At 68.6% G+C, this 23176-nt stretch carries 22 protein-coding genes; 4 read left to right on the top strand and 18 right to left on the bottom strand.

What is annotated here, in order from left to right:
- From E4M01_RS00370 to E4M01_RS00415, 10 genes are all read right to left on the bottom strand, one after another.
- Nucleotides 1-1542 (bottom strand): type II and III secretion system protein family protein, encoded by a 1542-nt coding sequence (locus E4M01_RS00370; protein WP_135066100.1) that lies wholly within the window; start codon nt 1540-1542, stop codon nt 1-3.
- On the bottom strand, nt 1539-2438 hold the full coding sequence (gene cpaB / locus E4M01_RS00375; RefSeq protein WP_135066103.1) for a Flp pilus assembly protein CpaB: 900 nt from the start codon (nt 2436-2438) through the stop codon (nt 1539-1541). The genes E4M01_RS00370 and cpaB overlap by 4 nt, the downstream gene beginning before the upstream one ends.
- 133 nt (nt 2439-2571) lie before the next feature.
- Nucleotides 2572-3087 carry a prepilin peptidase gene (locus E4M01_RS00380; protein WP_135066106.1) on the bottom strand — a complete coding sequence of 172 codons (516 nt, stop codon included), beginning with the start codon at nt 3085-3087 and terminating at the stop codon, nt 2572-2574.
- Nucleotides 3088-3201: 114 nt separating this feature from the next.
- The gene (locus E4M01_RS00385; protein ID WP_135066109.1) at nt 3202-3381 is read right to left on the bottom strand and encodes a Flp family type IVb pilin; all 180 of its coding nucleotides are present in this window, start codon (nt 3379-3381) and stop codon (nt 3202-3204) included.
- Between the two features lie 197 nt (nt 3382-3578).
- On the bottom strand, nt 3579-5711 hold the full coding sequence (gene glyS / locus E4M01_RS00390) for a glycine--tRNA ligase subunit beta (protein WP_135066112.1): 2133 nt from the start codon (nt 5709-5711) through the stop codon (nt 3579-3581).
- The gene (locus E4M01_RS00395) at nt 5711-6598 is read right to left on the bottom strand and encodes a glycine--tRNA ligase subunit alpha (RefSeq protein ID WP_135066114.1); all 888 of its coding nucleotides are present in this window, start codon (nt 6596-6598) and stop codon (nt 5711-5713) included. The genes glyS and E4M01_RS00395 overlap by 1 nt, the downstream gene beginning before the upstream one ends.
- Nucleotides 6599-6685: 87 nt before the next feature.
- Nucleotides 6686-7726: a fasciclin domain-containing protein gene (locus tag E4M01_RS00400; RefSeq protein WP_135066117.1), complete on the bottom strand. Its 1041-nt coding sequence runs from the start codon at nt 7724-7726 to the stop codon at nt 6686-6688.
- Nucleotides 7727-7929: 203 nt separating this feature from the next.
- The gene (locus E4M01_RS00405) at nt 7930-8814 is read right to left on the bottom strand and encodes a 4-(cytidine 5'-diphospho)-2-C-methyl-D-erythritol kinase (RefSeq protein ID WP_135066120.1); all 885 of its coding nucleotides are present in this window, start codon (nt 8812-8814) and stop codon (nt 7930-7932) included.
- Between the two features lie 2 nt (nt 8815-8816).
- Nucleotides 8817-10736 (bottom strand): tetratricopeptide repeat protein, encoded by a 1920-nt coding sequence (locus E4M01_RS00410; protein WP_135066123.1) that lies wholly within the window; start codon nt 10734-10736, stop codon nt 8817-8819.
- A 66-nt stretch (nt 10737-10802) separates the two neighbouring features.
- The gene (locus tag E4M01_RS00415; RefSeq protein WP_245158322.1) at nt 10803-12458 is read right to left on the bottom strand and encodes an electron transfer flavoprotein-ubiquinone oxidoreductase; all 1656 of its coding nucleotides are present in this window, start codon (nt 12456-12458) and stop codon (nt 10803-10805) included.
- Between the two features lie 189 nt (nt 12459-12647).
- On the opposite strand from E4M01_RS00415, the gene E4M01_RS00420 reads away from it, so the two are divergent.
- A complete protein-coding gene (locus E4M01_RS00420; RefSeq protein WP_135066129.1) occupies nt 12648-13463 on the top strand; it encodes a uracil-DNA glycosylase family protein in 816 nt (271 codons plus the stop codon).
- 94 nt (nt 13464-13557) lie between these two features.
- The gene (locus tag E4M01_RS00425) at nt 13558-15234 is read left to right on the top strand and encodes a lytic transglycosylase domain-containing protein (RefSeq protein WP_135066132.1); all 1677 of its coding nucleotides are present in this window, start codon (nt 13558-13560) and stop codon (nt 15232-15234) included.
- Between the two features lie 312 nt (nt 15235-15546).
- On the opposite strand, the gene purQ is transcribed toward E4M01_RS00425, so the two are convergent.
- The 5 genes from purQ to purC form a co-directional block, all read right to left on the bottom strand.
- Complete coding sequence (gene purQ / locus E4M01_RS00430) at nt 15547-16209, bottom strand: phosphoribosylformylglycinamidine synthase subunit PurQ (RefSeq protein ID WP_135066135.1); 663 nt, start codon at nt 16207-16209, stop codon at nt 15547-15549.
- A gap of 32 nt (nt 16210-16241) precedes the next feature.
- Nucleotides 16242-17465: an MFS transporter gene (locus E4M01_RS00435; protein WP_135066138.1), complete on the bottom strand. Its 1224-nt coding sequence runs from the start codon at nt 17463-17465 to the stop codon at nt 16242-16244.
- 93 nt (nt 17466-17558) lie between these two features.
- On the bottom strand, nt 17559-18023 hold the full coding sequence (locus tag E4M01_RS00440; protein WP_135066141.1) for a YbhB/YbcL family Raf kinase inhibitor-like protein: 465 nt from the start codon (nt 18021-18023) through the stop codon (nt 17559-17561).
- Between the two features lie 196 nt (nt 18024-18219).
- Entirely contained in the window at nt 18220-18456 is a 237-nt protein-coding gene (gene purS, locus E4M01_RS00445) for a phosphoribosylformylglycinamidine synthase subunit PurS (RefSeq protein ID WP_135066144.1), read from the bottom strand.
- Nucleotides 18456-19214 (bottom strand): phosphoribosylaminoimidazolesuccinocarboxamide synthase, encoded by a 759-nt coding sequence (gene purC, locus E4M01_RS00450; protein WP_135066146.1) that lies wholly within the window; start codon nt 19212-19214, stop codon nt 18456-18458. Before purC ends, purS begins: the two co-directional genes overlap by 1 nt.
- Before the next feature lie 262 nt (nt 19215-19476).
- Here purC and E4M01_RS00455 point away from each other — a divergent pair, with 262 nt between their 5' ends.
- Nucleotides 19477-19800 (top strand): DUF1476 domain-containing protein, encoded by a 324-nt coding sequence (locus E4M01_RS00455; protein ID WP_135066149.1) that lies wholly within the window; start codon nt 19477-19479, stop codon nt 19798-19800.
- A gap of 158 nt (nt 19801-19958) precedes the next feature.
- Here E4M01_RS00455 and E4M01_RS00460 read toward each other — a convergent pair whose 3' ends face one another.
- Both E4M01_RS00460 and purB read right to left on the bottom strand, forming a co-directional pair.
- The gene (locus tag E4M01_RS00460) at nt 19959-20579 is read right to left on the bottom strand and encodes a fasciclin domain-containing protein (RefSeq protein WP_135066152.1); all 621 of its coding nucleotides are present in this window, start codon (nt 20577-20579) and stop codon (nt 19959-19961) included.
- 128 nt (nt 20580-20707) lie between these two features.
- On the bottom strand, nt 20708-22009 hold the full coding sequence (gene purB / locus E4M01_RS00465) for an adenylosuccinate lyase (RefSeq protein ID WP_135066155.1): 1302 nt from the start codon (nt 22007-22009) through the stop codon (nt 20708-20710).
- Between the two features lie 186 nt (nt 22010-22195).
- Here purB and E4M01_RS00470 point away from each other — a divergent pair, with 186 nt between their 5' ends.
- On the top strand, nt 22196-22993 hold the full coding sequence (locus E4M01_RS00470; protein WP_135066158.1) for a hypothetical protein: 798 nt from the start codon (nt 22196-22198) through the stop codon (nt 22991-22993).
- Between the two features lie 10 nt (nt 22994-23003).
- Here E4M01_RS00470 and E4M01_RS00475 read toward each other — a convergent pair whose 3' ends face one another.
- Entirely contained in the window at nt 23004-23156 is a 153-nt protein-coding gene (locus tag E4M01_RS00475) for a hypothetical protein (RefSeq protein WP_167765452.1), read from the bottom strand.
- Between the last annotated feature and the right edge of the window lie 20 nt (nt 23157-23176).

The raw sequence follows: 23176 nt of genomic DNA on the forward strand, positions 1-23176 counted from the left end.
TCACTCGATCACATAGCCCACGGGCCCCTGCCAGCCGCCGCCGGGACGGGCGGCGGGAGCGGGCGAGCCATAGACCTGGTTCAGTTGGCCAAAGAGGAGGGTCTGGGCGTCATTGGCGATGCGCAGGCCGTCCGCGGGAGTCTGCATCCGACCGGGCGTGGTCGGCGATACGATGTAGGGCTCGACGATGACGACCAGTTCGGTCTCGCCGTTCAGATAGTCGCGCGAGCGGAACAGGGCGCCCAGCACCGGCACGGACATCAGCCCGGGCAGGGCGTCGATCGACTGGCGAGTCTGCTCCTGCAACAGGCCCGCGATCATCATCGAACCGCCGGAGGGCATTTCGACGGTGTTGGAGACGCGCCGCGTGTTGAACGCCGCCAGGGTGATGGGGCTGGTCGTGCCGGCGCCGATCGTGAGGGCGCCCTGGTTCGAGAGCTCCGAGACCTCGGCTGTGATCTGCAGCGAGATGCGGCCTTCGGAAAGGACGATCGGTCGGAAGGCCAGGCTGATGCCGTAAGGCTTGTAGGTGACCTGCACCTGGCCGTCGCGATCGCGGCCGGACGGGACAGGCACCTCGCCGCCCGCCAGGAAGCTGGCGTTCTCGCCGTTGACCGACGTCAGGTTGGGTTCGGCCAGCGTCCGCACCAGGCCGACGCGTTCGAACGCCTTGAGCGTGGCCTCGCCCTTGTTCAGACCGTCCGAGCCCGGACCGGTTCCCGGTTGGGCCGTGTCGAAGTTGCTCGAGTCCTGAGGTCCGCGGACGACGAACGGGCACATGGCGTCGGCGGGGAAGGGCGGGCCGCAGGGGCGCATCTGTTGAAAATTGGTGGTCGTGTCGTCCAGCCAGCCCGTAGTGGCGCCGCCTAGAAGTCCGCCGTTCACGCCGAAGGTCGCGGCCTGGCCGAAAAGGAACTGCGCCCCGTCGATCCGGCCCAGAACCGCCCGGGTGTCGAAGCCCAGCTGCTTCACCGCGCTGCGCTGCACCTCGACGATGCGGACCTTGAGCGTCACCTGGTCCGATCCCGCCAGCGAGATCATGTTCAGAACCTTCTCGGGCGACGACACGAAGGCGCGGGCCACCTGCGCGGCGCGCTCCGCTTCGCCGGGGCTGGAGGCCCGGCCTGTCAGGATGATGCTGTCATTGACGGCCTCGGCGCGGATCTCAGAGCCGGGCACCACGCGCGCCAGGGTGTCTTGAAGCGCGCCCACCCCCGCGTCCACCCGGATGCGCAGCGACAGGATGGTGCGGCCGGCCGCATCCAGGAACACCGCGTCGCTCTCGCCCGGCTGCAGGCCGATGATCGTGACGCGCCGCGCCGAATGCTGCAGCGCCTCTGCGACCTGCGGATTGGAGATGATGGTGTCGCGCGCGTCGGTCGGCAGATCCACCGCCATCGAGCTGCCGCGCGGCAGGTTGACCATCTGGGGCGCGGCCCCGGTGGCCACGGACCGGCTCTGGGCCATCGCCGCAGTGGGCGCGGGCGCAAGGCCTCCCGTGGCGATCAGCGCCGCGCAGGCGGCAGCGATAAGCCGATTCATTGGACCACCACGACGTCAGGCGCGCCGCCGCGATAGACGCGGACGGCCGAGCTTTGGGTTTTCTGGGCGTTGACCTGGCCGGAAGGACCCGAGGTGTCCGCGTACGAGCGCAGCAGGAGCGACAGCTCCCCCTCGGACTTGGCCAGGGCCAGGGCTTCGGCGTCTCGCGGTCCCACTTCGAGAGTGGCGGTCGCGCCGACCACCGCCTGCTGGTCGTCCCCGGCGCGCGTGGTCTGGTCGATGGCCAGCACCTTGATGTTCTGCATCACGGTCGCAGAGGAGAACCGGCTCCGGCCGGACTGATCGCCGGCGACGTCCGCCAGGCGCATTTCGCGTGTCAGCAGCACATCGACACGATCGCCGGGCAGGATGAAGCCGCCGGCGGCGGTCTCGACCGAGACCCGCACGGCGATGGCCCGCATGCCGGGCTCGAGATAGGCGGCCATGTAGCCGCTGTCCCCTGCCCTCACGATCTTGCGCGCGACAATGGGCTCGCCGGCCAGGATGCTTTCCCGCACCACGGCTCCGACATAGTCGCCCTTGGCGCCCGGAGAGTTGATCTCGGCCGCGGCGCGCGCCACGCGGGCGACCGCGCCTTCGGGCTTGGCCGGCTCGGCGGCGGCGTTTTCGTCCAGAGGCGCGGCGCCGTCGGTGATGTAGGCCGGATTGATGTCGGCCACGACCCATTCCTTCCAGGTCATGTCGGCTTCGGCCAGCCGCGCCCCGGGCGCCAGGTCGCGCGCTGCGACCAGGACGTTGGCGCGCGGGCGGGTGTCGACCGCCGCCGTGGCCACGGCGACGGGCTCGCCGGACGATCCCATGGCGCGCACCACCAAGGCCAGGCCTATGGCGGAAACGGCGGCGATGCAGACGACGACGATGCGAGCGGGCTTCATCCAGAACCTCCGGCGATCGGGGGCGCTGTCGGAGTCCCACTCCTCGCCCCCTGCCGTTAACGACAATGGAGCCATGGTGTTAACGGCCCCCTAAATCCAGGAAAACGACGGTCCGCAGACCGGCGCCGCCGGCTCAGGCGCCGGTGAACAGCTGGACCAGCGGCGAGCTTGGAAAGGCCAGCAGAACCCCTGCGGCGATGGCCACGCCATAGGGAATGTCGCCCTTGGGCCGCATCAGCTGCGCGATCCAGCCCGGCGTGCCCGCGTGCACATAGCGAGGCGCATAGGCTCGCGCGGACATCAGGATCAGGCAGAACAGTCCGCCGATCATGGCCGTGTAAGCCAGGAAGAACAGACTGCCGGTCAGGCCCATCCAGAGACTGGCCGCCGCCATCAGCTTGGCGTCGCCGCCGCCGATCCAGTTCAGGGCGAAAAGACCGGCGCCCAGCACGAGCGCCCCGGCCGCCACCCCCAGATGGCCCGCCAGGCTCCACCCATCCAGGCCTGCCGCCAGGGCGGCCGGAAAGAACCCCGCCAGCAGGGCCAGCGAAATCCAGTTGGGTATCTTCATCGTCGTCAGGTCGTGCAGGCCCGCGACGATCGTCAGGGCCGGAAGGATCGACAGCAGGATGAGGGTGACGGTGTCCATGACCGCCAACCTTGCATCCATCACGTTAAATAATGACTGCCGACCGCGCATGCGAAAGGGGCCGGAGCGTTTCCGCTCCGGCCCCCTCATCCGCCTTGGATGCGACGCCTGCGATTACTCGCCGGCTTCGCCGCCCATGCCGGTCACGACGGCGTTGAACTTCTCTTTGATCGTGCCGCCCAGAGCGGTCACGGCCGAGATGATGACGACAGCGATCAGAGCGGCGATCAGGCCGTACTCGATGGCGGTGGCGCCCGATTCGTCTTTGGCGAAGCGCGAGATGAACTTGGTCATTTTGAATCCCTGTTTGATGGCAAAGCGAGCAACTTGGAAATGGGGGACGACGGTCGCCCGCTTTCTCCCCCGAACGCAGGGTGACAATCGCAGGCCCGAGTTAAGGCTGCGTGCCCGTTCATGGTTATTGCGCGTTTACTTCAACCTGGCCGTCTCATCGCCCGAGACGGCCCTTCCGCCCCCTTCGTCCGGGCAGATCAGCCAGCGATCTGGCCGAAGTCGGCGACCTGGCCCATCACGTCTCGCACCTGGCCCAGCAGCTTGAGCCGGTTTTCGCGCTCGGCCGGCACGTCGGAGTTGACCATAACCCCTTCGAAAAAGGCGTCGACCGGCGCGCGCAGCCCCGACAGGGCCTTCATGGCGGCGGCGAAGTCCTCGGCTTCAAGCGCCTGATCCACCGCCGTGCGGGCCGCGCCGACGGCGAAGGCCAGGGTGGTTTCGGCCTCGGGCTGGTTCGGCAGGCCGGTCTGGACCATGCCGGTCGGCAGGTCGCCCTTCTTGGCCTCGGCCCGCAGGATGTTGGACGCCCGCTTGTAGCCCGCCAGCAAATTGGCCCCGTCGTCCGTCTCCAGGAACGCCCCCAGCGCCTCGACCCGCCGCACGATGCGCACCAGATCGTCGTCGCCCAGCGCGAACACCGCATCCACGAGATCGTGCCGCTGTCCCTGGTCGCGCAGGAGGACCTTCAGGCGGTCGGCGAAGAAGGCCTGCATATCACGTTCGACGGGGCCGTAGATCTCCCGCCGGAACTGGTCACCTTGACTAATGAAATCGATAGCCGCCGCAGGCATCGTGCCAGAGGCAAGCATTGTGTCCTCGGGTAGCATCCAGAAGGTGCTAACTGCCGGACCCGGCAACGGCATCCGGATCTGGTTCTCCAGCACCAGCCGGATCACCCCCAGCGCCGCGCGACGCAGCGCAAACGGATCCTTCGAACCCGTCGGCTTCTCGTCGATGGCGAAGAAGCCGACCAGGGTGTCCAGCTTGTCGGCCAGGGCCACCGCCACGGTCAGGGGCGCGGTCGGGACCGTGTCGTTCGGTCCCTGGGGCTTGTAGTGGTCGCGGATGGCGTCGGCGATGGCGTCGCCATGCTCGGCGCGGGCGTAATAGCCGCCCATCACGCCCTGCAGTTCCGGGAACTCGCCGACCATGCCTGAGGCCAGGTCGGCCTTGGCCAGGCGGGCGGCCTGTTCGGCCTGGTCCGGGTCGGCGCCAACCAGTGGGGCGATCTCGCGGGCCAGGGCGGCGATGCGGTCGACCCGCTGCCCCATGTCACCCAGCTTGGCGTGGAAGGTCACGCCCTTCAGCTTTTCGTTCCAGGCGTCGAAGCCGACCTTCTGGTCCTCGTCCCAGAAGAAGCGGGCGTCGTTCAGGCGGGCCGACAGCACGCGCGAATTGCCCGCCGCCAGCGCCTTGCCGCCGTCCGACGCCTCGACGTTGGCCACCACGACGAAATGCGGGGCTAGGCCGTCGCAGGCCGGATCGCGCACGGCGAAATACTTCTGGTGCACCTTCATCGACAGGCGCACCACCTCGGGCGGCAGGTCCAGGAACTGCGGGTCCATGTCGCCCAGGATCGGGGTCGGCCATTCCGCCAGGCCCGACACCTCGTCCAGCAGGCCGTCGTCATCGACCAGGGCCAGGCCCTTGTCGGCGCAGACCGCCTTGGCCTGCTCCAGAATGCGCAGCCGCCGGTCGGCGGCGTCCAGCAGCACGAACTCGCGCTCCAGCTTCTGGCGATAGTCGGCGAAATCCTTGACCGCGAACGGCTGGCCCGACCCTAGGAAGCGGTGACCCTCGGTCACGTTGCTGCTCTCGATAAGCTGAGCGCCGTTCGTCTCGCTGAAGTTTACGATCTCACCATCAAATATGAAGAGCACCCGCTTGATGGGCCTAACCCATCTGGCACTCCCAGTTCCCCAGCGCATGGACTTGGGCCAAGGAAAGTTTCCTAAAATGCTGAACAGCATGCTCGGGAGCACGTCTTTCGTTCGCTGACCGCGGCTGCTGATCTGGGCGAACAGGACGCCGTCGCGTTCGACCAGCTGCTCGCGCGTCAGGCCGGTCTTGCGCAGAAAGCCTTCCAGCGCCTGGGGCGGAGCCGAGGCCTTGGGCCCCTTCAGCTCTTCCTCGCGATCCGGCGTCGCGGTCGGCAGGCCGTCGATGACCAGCGTCAGCCGCCGGGGCCCCGCATAGGTCGTCAGCGCCTCCCACGTCAGGCCGGCGGCCTTCAGCCGTTCGCCCGCCATCCGCTCCAGATCGCGCGCGGCCCCCGCCTGCATGCGCGCGGGGATTTCTTCCGAGAAGATTTCGATGAGCAGTTGGGGCATCAGGCGGTCTTCCGCTCTTCTTCGACCTGCGCCAGGGCGCAGGCTTTGCACAGGTCGCGAATGCGGCCGATGTAGCTCTGACGTTCGGCCACGGCGATCGCGCCGCGCGCATCCATCAAGTTGAACAGGTGCGAGGCCTTCAGCACCTGGTCATAGGCCGGCAGCACCAGCGCCTGGCCCTGCGGTCCCTTCATGCCCAGCAGACGGCGGCTCTCGGCCTCCATGTCCTCGAAGCGACGCTTCAGCCCCTCGACGTCATAGCCGTGAAAATTGGCTTCCGATTGCTGACGCTCGTTCTCCAGGAAGACCTCGCCATAGGTCAAACCGTCCTTGTTGAACTTCAGGTCATAGACGTTGTCGACGCCCTGGACGTACATGGCCAGGCGCTCCAGCCCGTAGGTCAGCTCGCCCGACACCACATCGACCTCGATGCCGCCGACGCCCTGGAAATAGGTGAACTGCGTCACCTCCATCCCGTCGCACCAGACCTCCCAGCCCAGGCCCCAGGCGCCCACCGTGGGGTTCTCCCAGTCGTCCTCGACGAAGCGGATGTCGTGCAGCTTGGGATCGATGCCGATCGCCTTCAGCGAGCCCAGGTACAGATCCTGAAGATCGTCGGGATTCGGCTTCAGGATCACTTGATACTGGTAATAATGCTGCAGCCGGTTGGGGTTCTCGCCATAGCGGCCGTCGCCGGGGCGGCGGCTGGGCTGCACATAGGCGGCCTTCCAGGGCTTTGAGCCCAGCGCGCGCAGCACCGTCGCGGGGTGCAGCGTGCCGGCCCCGACCTCGATGTCATAGGGCTGCAGGATGGCGCAGCCCTGGTCGCCCCAGTAGCGGTGCAGGGTCAGGATCAGGTCCTGGAAAGACAGCGGTTCGGTGGTCACGGCGGCTCGTTTCGCGGGCGCAAAAAAGACGGCGGACACTAAGGTCCGCCGCCCTCCAACTCAACCTGAATGGTCGAGGTTCTGCAATCAGGACTGGGGCGCGGGTGTCGGAGCCGGAGCCACTTCCTCGTCCTCGTCATCCTGCTGGCCGTCGGTATCCTGCTGGCCGTCGGTCGGGTTGACGACCGGGGGCGAGGCGACCGTGGTGGTGTTGGTCGTCACCTCGCCGTTAGGCGCGGTGGCCGGGGTGGTCGACGGCGTCATGGTGGCTTCACCCGCCGGAGCGCCGGCCGGGGCCATGCTGCTGTCGGTCGGGCGCACTTCGCCCGGCGCGGCCGGAGCCGTCTCGGTGTCATACGCCTCGGTCGACGCTTCGGCGTCCATGGTCGCGGCCGGTGCGGTCGTGGCCTCGGCGTCATCCGCCGGAGCAGCTTCGGTCGTCTCGGCGTCGCCCATGGCGGCCTGCGAAGCGGCCGGGACCAGCAGGCGGTCGATCGAGAAGACCGCGCCGTTCGAGGCGTCCAGGCCGGCGTTGGTGATGGTGGCCTCGTCGATCTTCAGCTGATCGCCTGTGCCGTCCAGTTGCACCTGGGTGCGGGCGGCGGTTTCGACCGGGCCGCGGGCGCCCTGGATCTGGCTGGCCTCAACGTCGGCGACGATCACGTGATACAGCAGGATCTGACGCAGCTCATTGACGTTGGCCGGGTCCATCAGACGGGTGCGCTCGGCTTCCGGCAGGGCCGCGAAGGCCGCGTCGGTCGGGGCGAAGATCGAGATGGCCGGGCGCGTGTTCAGGGTCTCGGTCAGTTGCGCGGCGTCCAGCGCGGCCAGCAGGGTGGTGAACTCGCCTTGAGCCCGCAGCACGTCGACCACGGTGTTGGCTTCGGCCGTCTGGTTGGCCGCCTGCGGCGCCTGGGCGGCCGGCGCGGGCTGGGTGGCGGTCATCGGCGCCGGATCGGCCATCGACGACGGCGCGGCCGGCATCGAGGGGTCAGGCTGAGCCGGGGTGGTCGGCGCCGGGACGGGCTGCGGCTGGGCCGGCATCGTCTGGGCGTCCTGAGCGAAGGCGGCCGGGGCGGCCAGCAGGGCGACGGTGGCGGAGGCGGTGAGAAGACGGGTGCGGAGCATGGCGATGTCCTTCTTTTTGATATGTCGGGGGCGGATCGCGGCGCTGTGATGCACGCGATCGGAATAAGCACGACTGCGTGATGAAAGCCGCAGCCCCCGTCTGAAGTTCCATATGGCGCACCCGCGACATCTCGCCACGACCTACGCGCGGTGATCTCAAGGTGATCTCAAGGCGGACCGCACAATACGGCCCCGCTTGCGCCCTAAAGCTTGGCCGATGCCGAAAAGTCGCCCAGCATCACCGGCTTGATCCACCAATCGCCATAAGTGTTCCTCAAGGCCTCTGCGGCGACCCGAGCGGCTTCGGGCGTATCGAACAAGGCGAAAGCGGTCGCGCCCGAGCCCGACATGCGGGTCAGACGCGCGCCCTCCAGCGCACCGACAGCTTCGAGCGTCGCCGCGATCGCCGGCTCGAGCATTACGGCTGGGGCCTCCAGGTCGTTACGCTGCTGAGCCAGCCAGTCGATCACCCGTGAAGGGCTCCAGTCGCTCGGCACGTCCGGCCGATCCGCAGCGCGCGCGGGGCCGGCGTCATAGGCGGCGTAGACCGCACCGGTCGGCGACGGCGCGCCCGGATTGACTAACAGCGCCGGCAGCGGCGGCAGGCGCGGCTCGAACGTCAGACGCTCGCCATGCCCCTCGGCCCAGGCGGCGCGGGCGTGCAGGCACATGGCCCCATCGGCCCCCAGACGCGCCGCGATCCGCGCCAGCGCCGCATCGTCCATGTCCAGGCCCAGCGCCTCGCGCGCCAGCTTAAGCGCCGCGCCGGCGTCGGACGACCCGCCCCCCACGCCCGAGGCGATCGGCAGCCGCTTGTCCAGGATCAGGCGAAACGGCGTGGACCGACCTGTCGCCTCCCCCAGCGCCCGAACCGCGCGCAGGATCAGATTGTCCTCGCCCGCCGACAGCTCCGCGCCGAACGGGCCAACGATCTCCAGCGACAGCCCGTCCGCCGGCTCAAGCGTGAGTTGGTCGCCGTCGTCGGCGAAGGCGACCAGGCTGGCCAGCGGGTGCAGGCCCTGATCGTCCAGCGGCCCGACGTGCAGGAACAGATTGACCTTGGCCGGGGCCGTCGCGTGGCTCCGCACGGTCAGATCGAGGCGCCCGCGCCGCCGACGTCGGGCTCGCTTTCGCCGGCCAGCTTGCGCTCGACCTGCGCGCGGCGCTCATCGTCGGGGTTCAGGGCCAGGACCCGGGTCCACTGGAACCTCGCCTCGCGCTGACGGCCCACCTGCCAATAGGCGTCGCCAAGATGGTCGTTGATCTCTGCGTTGGCCGGCTCCTTGGCTACGGCGCCCTCCAACTGCTCCACCGCCTCCGTGAAGCGGCCCAGCCGGTAATAGCCCCAGCCGAGCGAGTCCTGGATGTTGCCGTTGTCGGGCTCGGCGGCATGCGCGCGCTCGATCATGGCCAGGCCCTCGGGCACCCGTCGGCCGCTGTCGACCCAGAGGTAGCCCAGGTAGTTCAGCGCCGTCGCATTGTCCGGCTGCTGCTGCAAGGCGGCCCACAGCTCGGCCTCCGCCTCGGTCACCAGCCCTTGCGATTCATAGGCCGCGCCGCGCAGGAAGCGGGTCTGGAAACCCTGATCGGCCGTGTTCAGCAGCGGACCGTTCAACAGCACTAGGGCGTCCTCGTGCCGGTCCAAGCTCATCAGCTGACCCGCCAGCAGATAGGCGATCTCGGCGCTTTCGGGCTGGGCGGCGCGCGCCTGCTCCAGTTCGCGCACGGCGTCGGCCGGTTCGTCCTCACGCGCATGCAGCAAGGCCATCTGCAGCCGCGCCGTCGCATAGGCGGCTGGGTCGGCCGGCCGGACTTCGGACCAGGCCGCCAGGGCCGCCCGCGTCAATTGGGCTTCGGCGAGCACCTGCCCGAGTTGCAGGCGCGTGACGTCCTGGGGCGCAACATCCAGCGCCAGCCGCAGATAGACGGCGGCGAACTCGTGCGCCCCCTGCGCGGCGACCTGTTCGGCCGCCGTGGCCAGCGCCCCCGCCACGCCTTCCCGCAGGGTCGGCGCCGCGGGGGCTCTGCCGCCTGACGCGGCGCGCTCGCGATCCGCCCTCAGCTCGTTGCGCCCGGCGGCGATCAGCGCATCGTACTGGGCCACCGCATCGTCGCGCCGCCCGCGCCGTTCCAGGAACCCCGCATAGGCGCGCCGAAAGGCTGGACCGGCGGTGGGATCCGCGACCAGCTCGCGATACATGGCGTCGGCTTCGTCGTGGCGGCGACGGTGCTCCAGAAGCAGCGCGCGATTGCCGCGCAGCACCCAGCCGGTCGGGCCGCTCAGTCCGCGGGGCTGGATCAGGGCGAGGTTCCAGTCGCCGGCTTCGGCCGCGATCCACGGCAGAGCGTACAGCGCCGCCAGGGCGTGGGGCTGGCCCACCGGATCGGTCGTCAGCCGGGACAGGGCTCCCCGCGCATCGCCGCCGGCGTAGGTCTGAATCGCGGCCACCAGCTTGCCCGCCTGGGAGAAGGTGGGAGACACGCCCTCGCCGTCCGGAGTGATCCGCCCGGCCAACTCCAGGTCGCCGCCCAGCAGCAGGGCGCTGAAGGCCTGCTCCCGAATGCGCGGCTGTTCGGGGGCCAGCGCCAGCGCCTGGCTTAGCCGCCTAGCCCCTTCAGCCCCTTCGCCGGAGCCCATGGCGTTGCGCCCCGACAAGAACAGGCCGTAGACCGAGCGATCCTGCGCGTCGGTCGGCGCCGGCGCCCAGGTTTCGGGAATCGGCGGCGTTTCAGGCGCAGCCCCCGTCGCATCGGACCCGGCCGGCGCCTCTTCATCGGGAGCGAGTTCCGGCGCCGCGTCGTCCGCTGTCGGCGGCGGCGTCACAATGATCGCGGGCGGCAGGGCGCTCGGGTCCGACTGCTCGGGCGTCTGCTGCGCCGGCCCCGTGCGCGGCGCCGGGTCAGTCTGGATAGAGCCCGGCGGCAAGGCCTGCGCCGTCGCAGCGCCCGCCGTCGCCAGAGCCAGCACGGTCATGGAAGTCGCGATCAGGCGTGAGCGAGAGACAGTCATGCCTCGAACCCTTCACGCTTTTCCCGCGCCGGGCAAGGCTGGATGACCCGCCCGGCGCGGTTGCGATCACATGTTCGGATAGTTCGGCCCGCCGCCGCCTTCGGGCGTGGTCCAGACGATGTTCTGCGACGGATCCTTGATGTCGCAGGTTTTGCAGTGGACGCAGTTCTGAGCGTTGATGACGAAGCGAGGATCGGTCTTGGCCGCCTCGTCGGCATAGACCACCTCGTACACGCCCGCGGGGCAGTACAGCCGCGCCGGCTCGCCGTATTTGGGCAGATTCACCTGGATCGGAACGGCGGGGTCCAGCAGCTTCAGGTGCGCTGGCTGCTCCTCGGCGTGATTGGTGTTCGACACGAAGACCGAGCTCAGCTTGTCAAAGCTCAGCTTCCCGTCCGGCTTGGGATAGGCGATCGGCTGATGCTTGGCCGCCGGTTCGGTCGAGGCCGCGTCGGTCTTGCCGTGGCGCAGCGTCGGGATCGGCGAGACGCCGCCCAGCAGGGTGCGGCACCACATGTCGACCATGCCCAGCGCCCCGCCCAGGGTGGTGCCGAACTTCGACAACAGCGGCTTGGCGTTCCGGACCCGCGACAGCTCCTTATAGACCCAGCTCTTCTCATAGGCGGTCTGATAGGCGTCCAGCACGTCGCCCGCGCGGCCCGCGATGACGGCGTCATAGGCGGCGTCGGCGGCCAGCATGCCCGTCTTCATGGCGTTGTGGCTGCCCTTGATGCGCGGGACGTTCACAAAGCCCGCCGAACAGCCGATCAGCGCGCCGCCCGGGAAGGCCAGCTTGGGCACGGACTGGAACCCGCCCTCGGTGATCGCACGGGCGCCGTACGAAATGCGCGTGCCGCCTTCCAGGTGCGGCGCGATCGAGGGGTGATGCTTGAAGCGCTGGAACTCGTCGAACGGCGACAGGAACGGGTTCTTGTAGTTCAGATGCACCACGTAGCCGATGGCCACATAGCGGTCGCCGAAATGGTACATGAAGCTGCCGCCGCCGGTGTGCTCGTCCAGCGGCCAGCCGGTCGTGTGCTGGGCCAGGCCGGGCTGGTGCTGCTCGGCGGGCACCTGCCACAGCTCCTTGAGCCCGATGCCGAACTTCTGCGGATCGGCGGCGTCGCACAGATTGTGGCGGGCCATGATGGTCTTGGCCAGCGAGCCGCGCACGCCTTCGCCGATGAACACGTATTTGCCGTGCAGTTCGATGCCGGGCTGGAAATCCGCCGTGGGCCTGCCCTCGCGGTCGATGCCGAACACGCCGGCGACAACACCCTTCACCCGGCCGGTCTCTTCTTCCCAGACCACGTGGCTGGCGGCCATGCCGGGATAGACCTCGACGCCCAGCGCCTCGGCCTGTTCGGCCAGCCAGCGACAGACATTGCCCAGCGAGGCGATGTAGCAGCCATCGTTGTGCATGAAGGGCGGCAACAGCGGCATGGGCAGCGGCAGTTCGCCCATCGGCCCAAGCAGTAGAAAGCGATCCTTGGTGACCGGCGTCTCCAGCGGCGCGCCGCGCTCCTTCCAGTCGGGGATCAACTCGTTCAGCGCCTTGGGGTCGATCACGGCGCCGGACAGGATGTGCCCGCCGATCTCGGCCGACTTCTCCAGAACTGCGACGGAGATGTCCTTGCCGTCCTTTTCCGCACGCTGTTTCAGACGGATGGCGGCCGACAGGCCGGCCGGGCCGGCGCCGACGATGACGACGTCATACTCCATCACCTCGCGCTCGACACCCGACAGGGCCTCCAGCGGCGGCAGCTTGTCGATCACCGCTTCTTGCCAGGCGTTCTCGGCGCCGCCTTCGATCGCTTCCTCGGCCATTCAGGCTGAATCCCTGTTCTTGTCGTGGTTATCCGCCTTATCGGAAGGTGACGCGGCGGCGGTCAAGGTTTAACCCTCACGGCGATGAACGATCAGATCGCCGATCCGTCGCATGACTACAGGGTCGCAGAGGCCTTGCTGGCCTTCTGGGCCGACGCGGGCGTGGACGCGTGCCTGGAAGACGCGCCGATCGACCGCACCCATGTGGCCCCTGCGCCCGCCGCAAAGGCGGTGGCGCGCGCGACGGCCTCTGTCACGCCCCTGGTTCAGACCGGCGACGCCCTGGGCGAGGCGCGCCGGCTGGCCGCCTCCGCCACGACGCTGGACGAACTGGCCGCCGCGGTCGCCGCCTTCACCGGCTGCCCCCTGTCCGGCATGGGCGCGACCCAGGCCGTGTTCGGTCGTGGAAATCCTGATGCGACGGTCCTGGTGATCGGCGAGGGGCCGGGCGCCGAAGAGGACCGTCAGGGCCAGCCCTTCGTGGGCAAGGCCGGCCAGCTGCTGGACCGGATGCTCGCCGCCGCCGGCCTGACCGACCGCGTGTTCATCACCAACACTGTCTTCTGGCGCCCGCCGGGCAACCGCACGCCGACGCCTCAGGAACAGGCCGTCTGCGCTCCTTTCGTCGAGCGCGCCTTCGCCATTCTGAAACCGCGCGCGGTGCTGCTGCTGGGCGCCGCAGCGGCCAAGTCGGTGCTGCAAGTGGATGAGGGCATCATGCGACTGCGCGGAAACTGGCACGACTGGCGCCTGGCCGAGGGCGCGGTCTCGGCGCCCGCCATGCCGACGCTGCACCCCGCCTTTCTTTTGCGCCAACCTCAGGCGAAGAAGGCCGCATGGGCCGATCTACTGGCCCTGGCCGCTCGCCTGGATGGCGAAATGCTTGAGCCGGATTCGTGATTCCGGCATGATGAGCGGCTGACGACCATCGCCTTGCACTTAGCGCCCAACCCGAATCGAGACGGGACGACGCCGCAACAGGGGGCCGCCGCATATGTTCCGTTTCCGTCGCGTGGCTCTGGCTCCGCTGGTCGCCGCCGTGTTCGCCACAGGCCTCTCGACTGCGCCCGCCCCCGCGCTGGCCGAAGCGGAGGCCGCGCGCCGCCCCTTGGCCGCCTCCGAGGTCGGGCCGCTCAGCGCCCTCAGTTCGGCGGACCGTCTTAGCTACACCACCGCCTTCGACGCCCTGCGCCGTGGCGACCTGGAACTGGCCCGCGCCTCGGCCAGACAGGCCCAGGACCGCGTCCTGCTGGGCCAGGTCGAGTTCGAAAGGCTGTTCCATCGCAACCATGCAGCCACATACGACGAACTGGCGGCCTGGCTCGAAACCTATGCCGACACGCCAGAGGCTCCGCGCGTCTACGCCTTGGCCCTGCGTCGCCGGCCCGACGGCGCGCCCGAGCCGCGTCGCCCCGCCGGCGTAGGCGGCCGGACCTGGGACAGCGTGGCGTCCGGTGAAAACCCTGAAAAGGCCGCCCGCATCCGGCTGAACGCCGACGACCTGTCCGGCGCCGTCGAACTGGGCCGCCAAACCGGAGACTGGTGGACGGTCGGCCTGGCCCAATGGCGCCTCAACGACTTCTCCGAGGCCTTCAGGTCTTTCGAACGGGTGGCGCTCGATCCCACCGAGGATCCCTGGGTCCGCGCCGGCGCCGCCTTCTGGTCCGCCCGCGCCGCCGCTCAGAGCGGCCGTCAGGACCGCATCAACGAGTATCTGCGGCTTGCGGCGCGTTGGCCGGCCAGCTTCTACGGACAGATCGCCCTGCGGCAGCTCGGCGAAGAGCCGCTGATCGAGAACCTCGGCCCGCGCCCCTATCACGCTGAGGTCCGCCACGCGTCGCTGCGCGCCGAGCCGGACGGCGCCTATGCGGCCGATCCTGTCGAATTGCACGCCTTCCTGCAGTCCGACGAGAAGGCGCGCCGAGCCTTGGCCTTTTACGAAGTCGGCCGCCGAGGCGACGCCGAAAGCGCGGTGCGCCAGGGTCTGCGCGGCGCGGTCGAGGATACGGCCCGGCGCATGTGGACAAGCCTGGCGCGGCTGATGTCGTCGGGCGCAGAAGAGGACGCCGCTCGGATCGACGCCACCCGCTACCCGCTCCCGGTTCTGGAGCCCGAGGGCGGCTTCACCGTCGAGCGCGCGCTGGTCTACGCCATAGCCCGCAAGGAGACGGGGTTCGAGGCCAACGCACGCTCCGGCGCAGGCGCCTATGGCGTCATGCAGGTTATGCCCGCCACCGCCGCCGAACTGACCGGCGACCGGGGCTTCGTCAGCCAGCCCGAGCGGTTGTTCGATCCCGCCGTTAATCTGAGGCTGGGCCAGGCCTATGTGAACCGAATGCTCCAGCTTCCGGCGTTTCAGGGCGATCTGCTTAAGGCCGTAGCCTCATACAACGCCGGACCCGGCCCCATGCTGGCTGCGATCCGCAGGCTGGGACCGGACGCAGATCCGCTGCTTCTCATCGAAACCATCGACGTGCCTCAGGCCCGCGACTACGTCGAAAAAGTCGTCGCCGCCTATTGGATATATCAGCGAATGCTGGGCGGACCGCTCAACACCCTGGACGCCGCAGCCTCCGGCGCCCGCACCGTCCCGATCGGTCTGGACTATGCGGCGCCCCCGCGCCCGACGCTTGAAATGGCCCTCGCCGCCGGGGCCGAAGGCGGCCGCTAGATCAGGCTCGTCAACAGCAGACCGAACACGCAGCCGCCCATCAGCGTGAAGCCCAGGACGCTCAGCAGCCGCTTCAGCAGAGGCGACGAGGGTGGACAGGACGCGACGGCCATGGCGGCTCTCCTAGACGAGCCCTTCTAACCCGCCTGCCTTAAATCGGCGTCAGCGGGAATGGTTTCCGCAGGTTTACGCCCTTTGCGGTTCTCCTGCTCGGGTGTCGGCGCGGCCGCCGCCCGCTCGAACGGCGTGGCCACATGGGGAGTCGCGCAGGCGGACACCATCAGCGCCGCAGCCAGCGCGAGGCGAGTATTCTCAGGCCGCTGCGTAGATGGAGCGGAACAGGGTCGCGCCGTCGGCGGAGCCCAGCTCGGCCTCGAAGGCGCGGTCAGGGTGGGGCATCATGCCCAGCACATTGCCGCGTGCATTCTGGATGCCCGCGATGTCGGCGACCGAGCCGTTGGGATTGTCGACGTAGCGGAACACGACCTGGCCCTCGCCCTCGAGCCGGGCCAGGGTCTCGGCGTCGGCGTAGTAGTTTCCGTCGCCGTTGCCCTGGGTCATCACCACCTCGCGCTGGCCCTGATAGCCGGAGGTGAACCGAGTCTGGCCGTTGGCGACCGTCAGGCTGATCGGCTTGCAGACGTATTTGAGGCCCGAGTTGCGCAGCAAGGCGCCGGGCAGCAGGCCCGCTTCGCACAGGATTTGGAAGCCGTTGCAGATGCCGACCACGGCAACGCCGTCGTCGGCGGCCTTCTTGACCGCCTGCATGATGGGGGCCTGGGCCGCCATGGCGCCGCAACGCAGATAGTCGCCGTAGGAGAAGCCGCCGGGCAGGACGATCAGGTCCAGGTCGTCCGGCAGTTCGGTCTCGGCGTGCCAGACCATGTGGACCCGCTCGCCGGTCGAGCGTTCGACGGCGACCTTGCAGTCGCGATCGCAGTTGGAACCGGGGAAGACGATGACGGCTGCGCTCATGGGCGGGCGTCTAGCACCTCTCGCGGGCGATGTCAGGCCGTGCGCGACGGACGCCCGGTGCGCCACGCCACGACCCAGATCAGGAAGCCCGCCAGCGACAGGCCGACGCCGACCCAGCCGGTCGAAATCCAGCCCCAGCCGGCCGCCACGGCCATGCCGGCCAGCAGCGGCCCCAGCGCATTGGCGAAGTTGAAGGCCGAGTGGTTCAGCGCCGCGGCCAGGGTCTGGGCGTCGCCGGCCACGTCCATCAGCCGGGTCTGCAGCACCGAGCCCAGGCCGCCGCCGCCGCCGATCAGGAAGACGACGACGAACATGGCCCACAGATGCGGCGCGGCGAAGGGATACAGCGCCAGCGCAAAGGCGCTCCACAGCAGCAGGCCGCCGGCCGCCGGCATGCCGAATCGATCCGCCGCCCAGCCGGCGACGAGATTGCCCGCCACCATGCCCAGGCCGAAAACGGCGAAGACCCAGGGCAGGATTTCGGGACCGGCCCCGGTCACCGCCGTCAGGGTCGAGGCCAGATAGGCGTAGACCGCGAACAGGCCGCCGAAGCCGACGGCGCCGACCCCCAGGGTCAGCCAGACCTGGCCGCGCTTCAAGGCGCCCAGTTCGCGCCACGGCGTGGCGTCGCGGTGAGCCGGGTCGCGCGGGGCGAACAGGGCGATCAGGCTCATGGTCAGGATGGCCAGGCCGGCGACGATGGCGAAGGTCCAGCGCCAGCCGTGGGCCTGGCTGATGGCGTTGACGGCCGGCACGCCTATCACCGTGCCGATGGTCAGCCCCAGCAAGGTGGTCGACACCGCCCGGCTGCGCAGGCGCAGGGGCACCAGAGACGCCGCGACCAGGGCGGCGACGCCGAAATAGGCCCCGTGCGGCACGCCCGACAGGAAGCGGAACACCAGCATCCACTCGTAAGTCGGGGCCAGCGCGCTCAGCCCGTTGCCGACGGCGAACAGGGCCATGAAGCCGATCAGCAGCAGCCAGCGCGGCGCGCGGGCGCCCAGCACCGCCAGGATCGGCGCGCCGACCACCACGCCGGCGGCGTAGGCGCTGATGACGTGGCCGGCAGTCGGCTCATCGACGCCCAGGCCGGCGGCGAAGGCCGGGAGCACGCTCATGGCCGCGAACTCGGTCACGCCGATGGCGAACCCGCCCATGCCCAGCGCCGCCAGCACCAGGGCGATGCAGGCGGGCGAGCGAGATGCGGGCGGGGCGCCGCACTCGACGGGGTCGAGGCAGGAGGAGGCGTCGGCCATGGGCGGCGCTTTCAGACGAGAAATGCGGGAATTGCTGCGCTGCAAAATAGGGCCGCGCGCAAACGCTTCAACCGCCCATCGGCCTGTCGGCGATCAACCTTTGTTTTCGTAGGTGGCCGTGATCGAGGCCTTGGCGAGCGTGTGGAAGTGCAGGTTGAAGCCGTATTTGGCGCCCGAGTCCTCGGACGTCACCTCCAGCTTTTCAGTGTCGACCGCGAAGACGGTGAAGATGTAGCGGTGCGGGCCGTGGCCGGGGGGCGGGGCGGCGCCGCCGAAGCCGGGCTCGCCATAGTCGGTGCGACCCTCGACCGCGCCGGCCGGGACCGGGCCGCCGGACGGGATTTCACTGACGTCGGCGGGAATGTTGGCCACCGTCCAGTGCCAGAAGCCCGAGCCGGTCGGCGCATCGGGGTCATAACAGGTGATGGCGAAGGACTTGGTCCCCTCGGGCGCGCCCGACCACGCGAGATGCGGCGAGGTGTTGCCCTTGGCTTGAACCTGGGCGTCGGGAAGCGTGTCGCCGTCCTTGAAATCGGTCGAGGTCAGGGTGAAGGCCATCAAGTCGCTCCTGCGTGTCTGAGGGGTGAACTCAGCCTAACGCGCGAAGGCGATCAAGGGTTGGCTTCAGTGGCCCTGCGCCTGTTCGGTGAAGGCGCTGTCGTCCATCAGACCGCCCGCCATGGCGGTGGCGAAGACCGCCACGCCGATGACGACGAACAGGGCGACGAACAGCTTCATCAGCCGCTTCATGGCCCTACTCGACCTCGATCCGGTAGGATTCGATGACGGTGTTGGCCAGCAGGGTCTCGGCCATGCGCTTGGCCTCGGCGGCCGGGTCTTCGGCGCCGGTCAGGTCGAACTCGATCAGCTTGCCGACGCGGGCGTTGGCGACGCCGGACCAGCCCAGGCCCTGCAGGGCGCCCTCGACGGCCTTGCCCTGCACGTCCAGAACGCCGGGCTTGAGGAAGACGCGAACCTTGACCCTGGCCATCAGTGCAGTCCCCCCTGGATCACGGTCGGCATGCCCTTCATGATGCCCAGGCGGCGCGCGACCTCGGTGTAGCTCTCGATCACATTGCCCAAGTCGCGACGGAAGCGATCCTTGTCCAGCTTCTCGCCGGTTGTGGCGTCCCACAGTCGGCAGCTGTCGGGGCTGATCTCGTCGGCCAGCAGGACGCGGGCGAAGTCGTTCTCCCAGACGCGGCCGAACTCGATCTTGAAGTCCACCAGGGTGATGCCGACGGCGCCGAACATGCCCGACAGATAGTCGTTCACGCGCACCGTCATGGCCAGCATGTCGTCCAACTCCTGGGTCGAGGCCCAGTTGAAGGCGGTGATGTGCTCCTCGGTGACCATCGGGTCGCCGAGCTCGTCCTTCTTGAGGTAGAATTCGATGATCGAGCGGGGCAGGGGCGTGCCTTCCTCGATGCCCAGACGCTGGCTCATCGAGCCGGCGACGATGTTGCGGCACACCACTTCCAGCGGAATGATCTCGACCTCGCGGATCAGCTGTTCGCGCAGGTTCAGCCGCTTGATGAAGTGGTTGGTCACGCCGATGCCGTTCAGGCGCGACATGATGAATTCGCTGATCTGATTGTTGATGACGCCCTTGCCTTCCAGCGTGGCCTTCTTCTGGGCGTTGAAGGCGGTGGCGTCGTCCTTGAAGTACTGGATCAGGGTGCCGGGCTCGGGTCCTTCGTAAAGGATCTTGGCCTTGCCCTCGTAGAGCTTCTTGCGCTTGGCGTTCATCTTGAGCCCCGGGGGAGCGGTGGGCGCGCCTCCAGAAACAAAAAAAGCGCGGCCGGAGCTGAGGTCCGGGCGGCGCGATCTCGGAATCGGTCGACGCTGAAAAGGATCGCGGCCTTCTTAGCCGAAGGCCGCGCGCGACACAAACGACACGCGAGCCCAAAGGCTTACCGGAGGCTAACGGAACGTGTTGCGTTCGGACGGCAGCGGTCTATAGACGGCGGCGGCGCCAAGACCGGGCGCCGATGCGGAGCCTATGACGCCTATGACCACCTTCGACGATCGGGAAAAGGCCTTCGAAGCCAAATTCGCCCTCGATCAAGAGCAGGAGTTCAAGGCTATCGCGCGCCGGAACAAGATGCTGGGTCTGTGGGCCGCCGAGAAAATGGGTCTGTCGGCCGAGAGCGCCGAGCAGTACGCCAACGCCGTAGTCAGAGCCGATTTCGAGCAGCCGGGCGACGACGACGTGTTCCGCAAGATCGCCGGCGACATCAAGGGCTCGGGCCTGAGCGTGTCCGAGGGCGAAATCCTGTCCAAGATGGACGAGTTCGCCTCCATGGCCCGGGATTCGATCCGCGCCGGCGAGTAGGCGCTTCCCGCCACAACGAATTCTGACAAATGAAAAGGGCCGCACTCGGGGAAGTGCGGCCCTTCTTCCGTTCGCCCTTGGGGGGAAAAGGGGTCCCGGGATTTTGCGTCTCGCGCCCCCTGAAAACTCGTCAGGGGGCGTTTGGTTGCAGACGCGGCTTACGCGGGCATCAGCACCGTATCGATGACGTGAACAACGCCGTTCGACTGGCCGACATCAGCCTGGGTGATGGTCGAGGTTCCGCCGGCGCCGTCGGTGATGGTCCAACGGCCGCCGCCCGCATCGCGCACGGTCAGGGTGTCGCCCTGGACGGTGGTCAGGGTGGCCACGCCGTTGTTGGCCTGGGCCTGGGCGGCGATGTCGGCGGCGGTCAAGCGGCCGGGCACCACGTGATAGGTCAGAATGCCGCGCAGGGCGTCGCGCTGCGCCGGCTGCATCAGGCCTTCACGGGTGTCGGCCGGGATCTTTTCGAAGGCGCCGTTGTCGGGCGCGAAGACGGTGAAGGGGCCCGGACCCTGCAGGGTCTCGACGAGGCCGGCCGCCTGGACCGCGCTGACAAGGGTCGTCAGGTTCGAGGCCTTGGAGGCGTTGGCGACGATGTTGTCGTTGGGGCTCATGGCGGCGCCGCCGACCATGGGATCGGTCGTGGCCGGGGCCATGGCCATGTCGTCGGCCGGCGCGGCGTCCGTGGCGGGCGTCTGGGTGTTGTCGCCGCACGCGGCCAGGGCCAGCAGGGCGGCAGTCGATACGGCGGCGGCGCCGAAGCGGGTGATCTTCATGGCGTGTTTCTCTCCTGTAACGCCGACTTGATCGCGACGTCGCAGCAGTTACCCCTCAGCGCGGAAAAAGATGCATGGCCGCGACAATTGTGATCACGCCGCCGTGACACGACGCCATCTTGCCGGCTCTATTCGGCCCCGAAGACGCGCCGGAACACGGTGTCGACATGTTTGGTGTGGTAGCCGAGATCGAACAGGGCCTCGAGATCGCCGGCAGGGAGAGTGACGCGGTCGTCGGCTTTCAGAAAGTCGATGAAGCGGCCTTCGCCGCGCCAGACCTTCATGGCGTTCTCCTGAACGGCGGCATAGGCGTCCTCGCGCGACACCCCTGCCTGCGTCAGGGCCAGCATGACCCGTTGCGAGAAGACCAGGCCGCCCAGGCGGTCCAGGTTCTTCTGCATGTTCTCGGGATAGATGTTCAGCCGCTCGACCACGCCGGCCAGGCGATGCAGGGCGAAGTCCAGGTGGATGGTGGCGTCCGGCCCGATGCCGCGCTCGACCGACGAGTGGCTGATGTCGCGCTCGTGCCACAGGGCGACATTCTCCATCGCCGGCGTCACGGCCGAACGCACCAGGCGCGCCAGGCCGGTCAGGTTCTCGGTCAGGATCGGGTTGCGCTTGTGCGGCATGGCCGACGAGCCCTTCTGACCCTTGTCGAAAAACTCCTCGGCCTCCAGCACCTCGGTGCGCTGCAGATGGCGGATTTCGGTGGCCAGGCGCTCAATGGACGAAGCCACGACGCCGAGGGCGGCGAAATAGGCGGCGTGCCGGTCGCGCGGAATGACCTGGGTCGAGACCGGCTCGACGGCCAGCCCCATTTTTTCCGCGACATAGTCTTCGACCGCCGGATCGACATTGGCGAAGGTGCCGACGGCGCCGGAGATGGCGCAGGTGGCGATCTCTTCGCGCGCCGTGACCAGGCGGCGACGGGCGCGCTGGAACTCGGCGTGGTAGCCGGCCAGCTTCAGGCCGAAAGTCACCGGTTCGGCGTGGATGCCGTGCGAGCGTCCGACGGTGACGGTGTATTTGTGTTCCTTGGCGCGAGTCTCCAGCGCCGCCAGAACGCGGTCGACGCCGCCCAGCAGCAGGTCGGTGGCGCGCGCCAGCTGGACCGCGAAACAGGTGTCCAGCACGTCCGACGACGTCATGCCCTGGTGCAGGAAGCGGGCTTCCTCGCCCGCCGTCTCCGACACATGGGTCAGGAAGGCGATGACGTCATGCTTGGTGGTGCGCTCGATCTCGTCGATGCGGTCGGCGTCCCACACCACGTCCTTGCCCTTGGACCACAGGGCCTGCGCCGCCTCGGTCGGAATGACGCCCAGTTCGGCCATCTTGGTGGCGGCGTGGGCCTCGATCTCGAACCAGATCGAGTACTTGGTCTCTTGCGACCACAGGGCGACGGCTTCGGGGCGTGAGTAACGACTGATCATGGACGCCGCGTGTCGGTCGTGAGAGCGCACGAGTCAAGGCGAGCCCCACGCTGCGCTGCCGCTGCCGGACAGGCGGCCCCTCGACGGCCGCTTCGGCGCGCGGCACGGCGGCAATCGCTTCTTCCCATCCGTTGAACCTCGCGCCTGCCCATGCGTAATGAGGGCGAAGCTTAGCCGGAGAGCCGCATGTCCTCGATCATCCGTCCCAATCCGCGCCAGCGGACCCGCCGGCTGCTGGTGCTGGTCGCGGCTGTCTTCGCCATCATGGTTCCTGTCGCCCAGAACCTGGCCGGCTGGGGCCTGACCCAGGCCGAGTTCGCCGCCGACGGCGATTCGACCCTGCGCGTGGCGGGCTACGCCTTTTCGATCTGGGGCCTGATCTATCTCGGCATCCTGGCCTACGCCCTCCGACTGATGCTGCCGCAGACCGGCGAAAGTCCGCTGATCAGCCACATGGCGTTTCCGTCCATCGTGGCCTTCTTCGGCATCGGCCTGTGGATCATCGTCGCGGCGCTGAACCTCAAGGTCGCCAGCGTCGGCGTGATCTTCGCCGCGCTTCTAGCCCTGCTGATCCCGCTGCTGCTGGCGTCGCGGGCCATTCGGTCGCTGCCCTTGCGCGACGGCGACCGCCTGTTCCTGGCTTGGCCCCTGGCCGCCCTGGCCGGCTGGCTGACCATCGCCGCGCCGCTGAACCTGCTGACCACCGCCACGGCCCTGGACGCCCTGCCGACGATGCTGTCGCCGACGGCTTGGGCCATTCTGGCCATCGTCGCGGTGGTCCTGGTCGCCCTGGCCGTGACGTGGGCGCTGCGGCTGATGGCCTATCCCCTCCCCATCGCCTGGGGCCTGATCGGCGCCTTTGTGGCCGAACAGGAGCGCAATCCAACGGTCGGCTTCACCGCCCTGGCCGCCGCCGTGTTGCTGATCATCGGCGCGGTCATGCTTGTGTTCCGCCTCCAACGCGGCGTCGACCGCGCCCGCTGAGGCGAGGGGGTCAGACCCCCTCGCCGTCCTCCCCCTCTTCGCCGTCTTCGTTCGTCTTCTGCAGGCGTTCGGCCAGGGCCGAGGCCCCGGCGTCGTCCGCGGCGATCTCGGGCGCGTCGTCGTCTTCGGGCGTGGCGGCGGGGTCGAGGGGCTGATCGGTCATGGCGCGTCTCCTGTTGTCGC

It is taken from the genome of Brevundimonas sp. MF30-B, from assembly GCF_004683885.1.
Taxonomy (GTDB): domain Bacteria; phylum Pseudomonadota; class Alphaproteobacteria; order Caulobacterales; family Caulobacteraceae; genus Brevundimonas.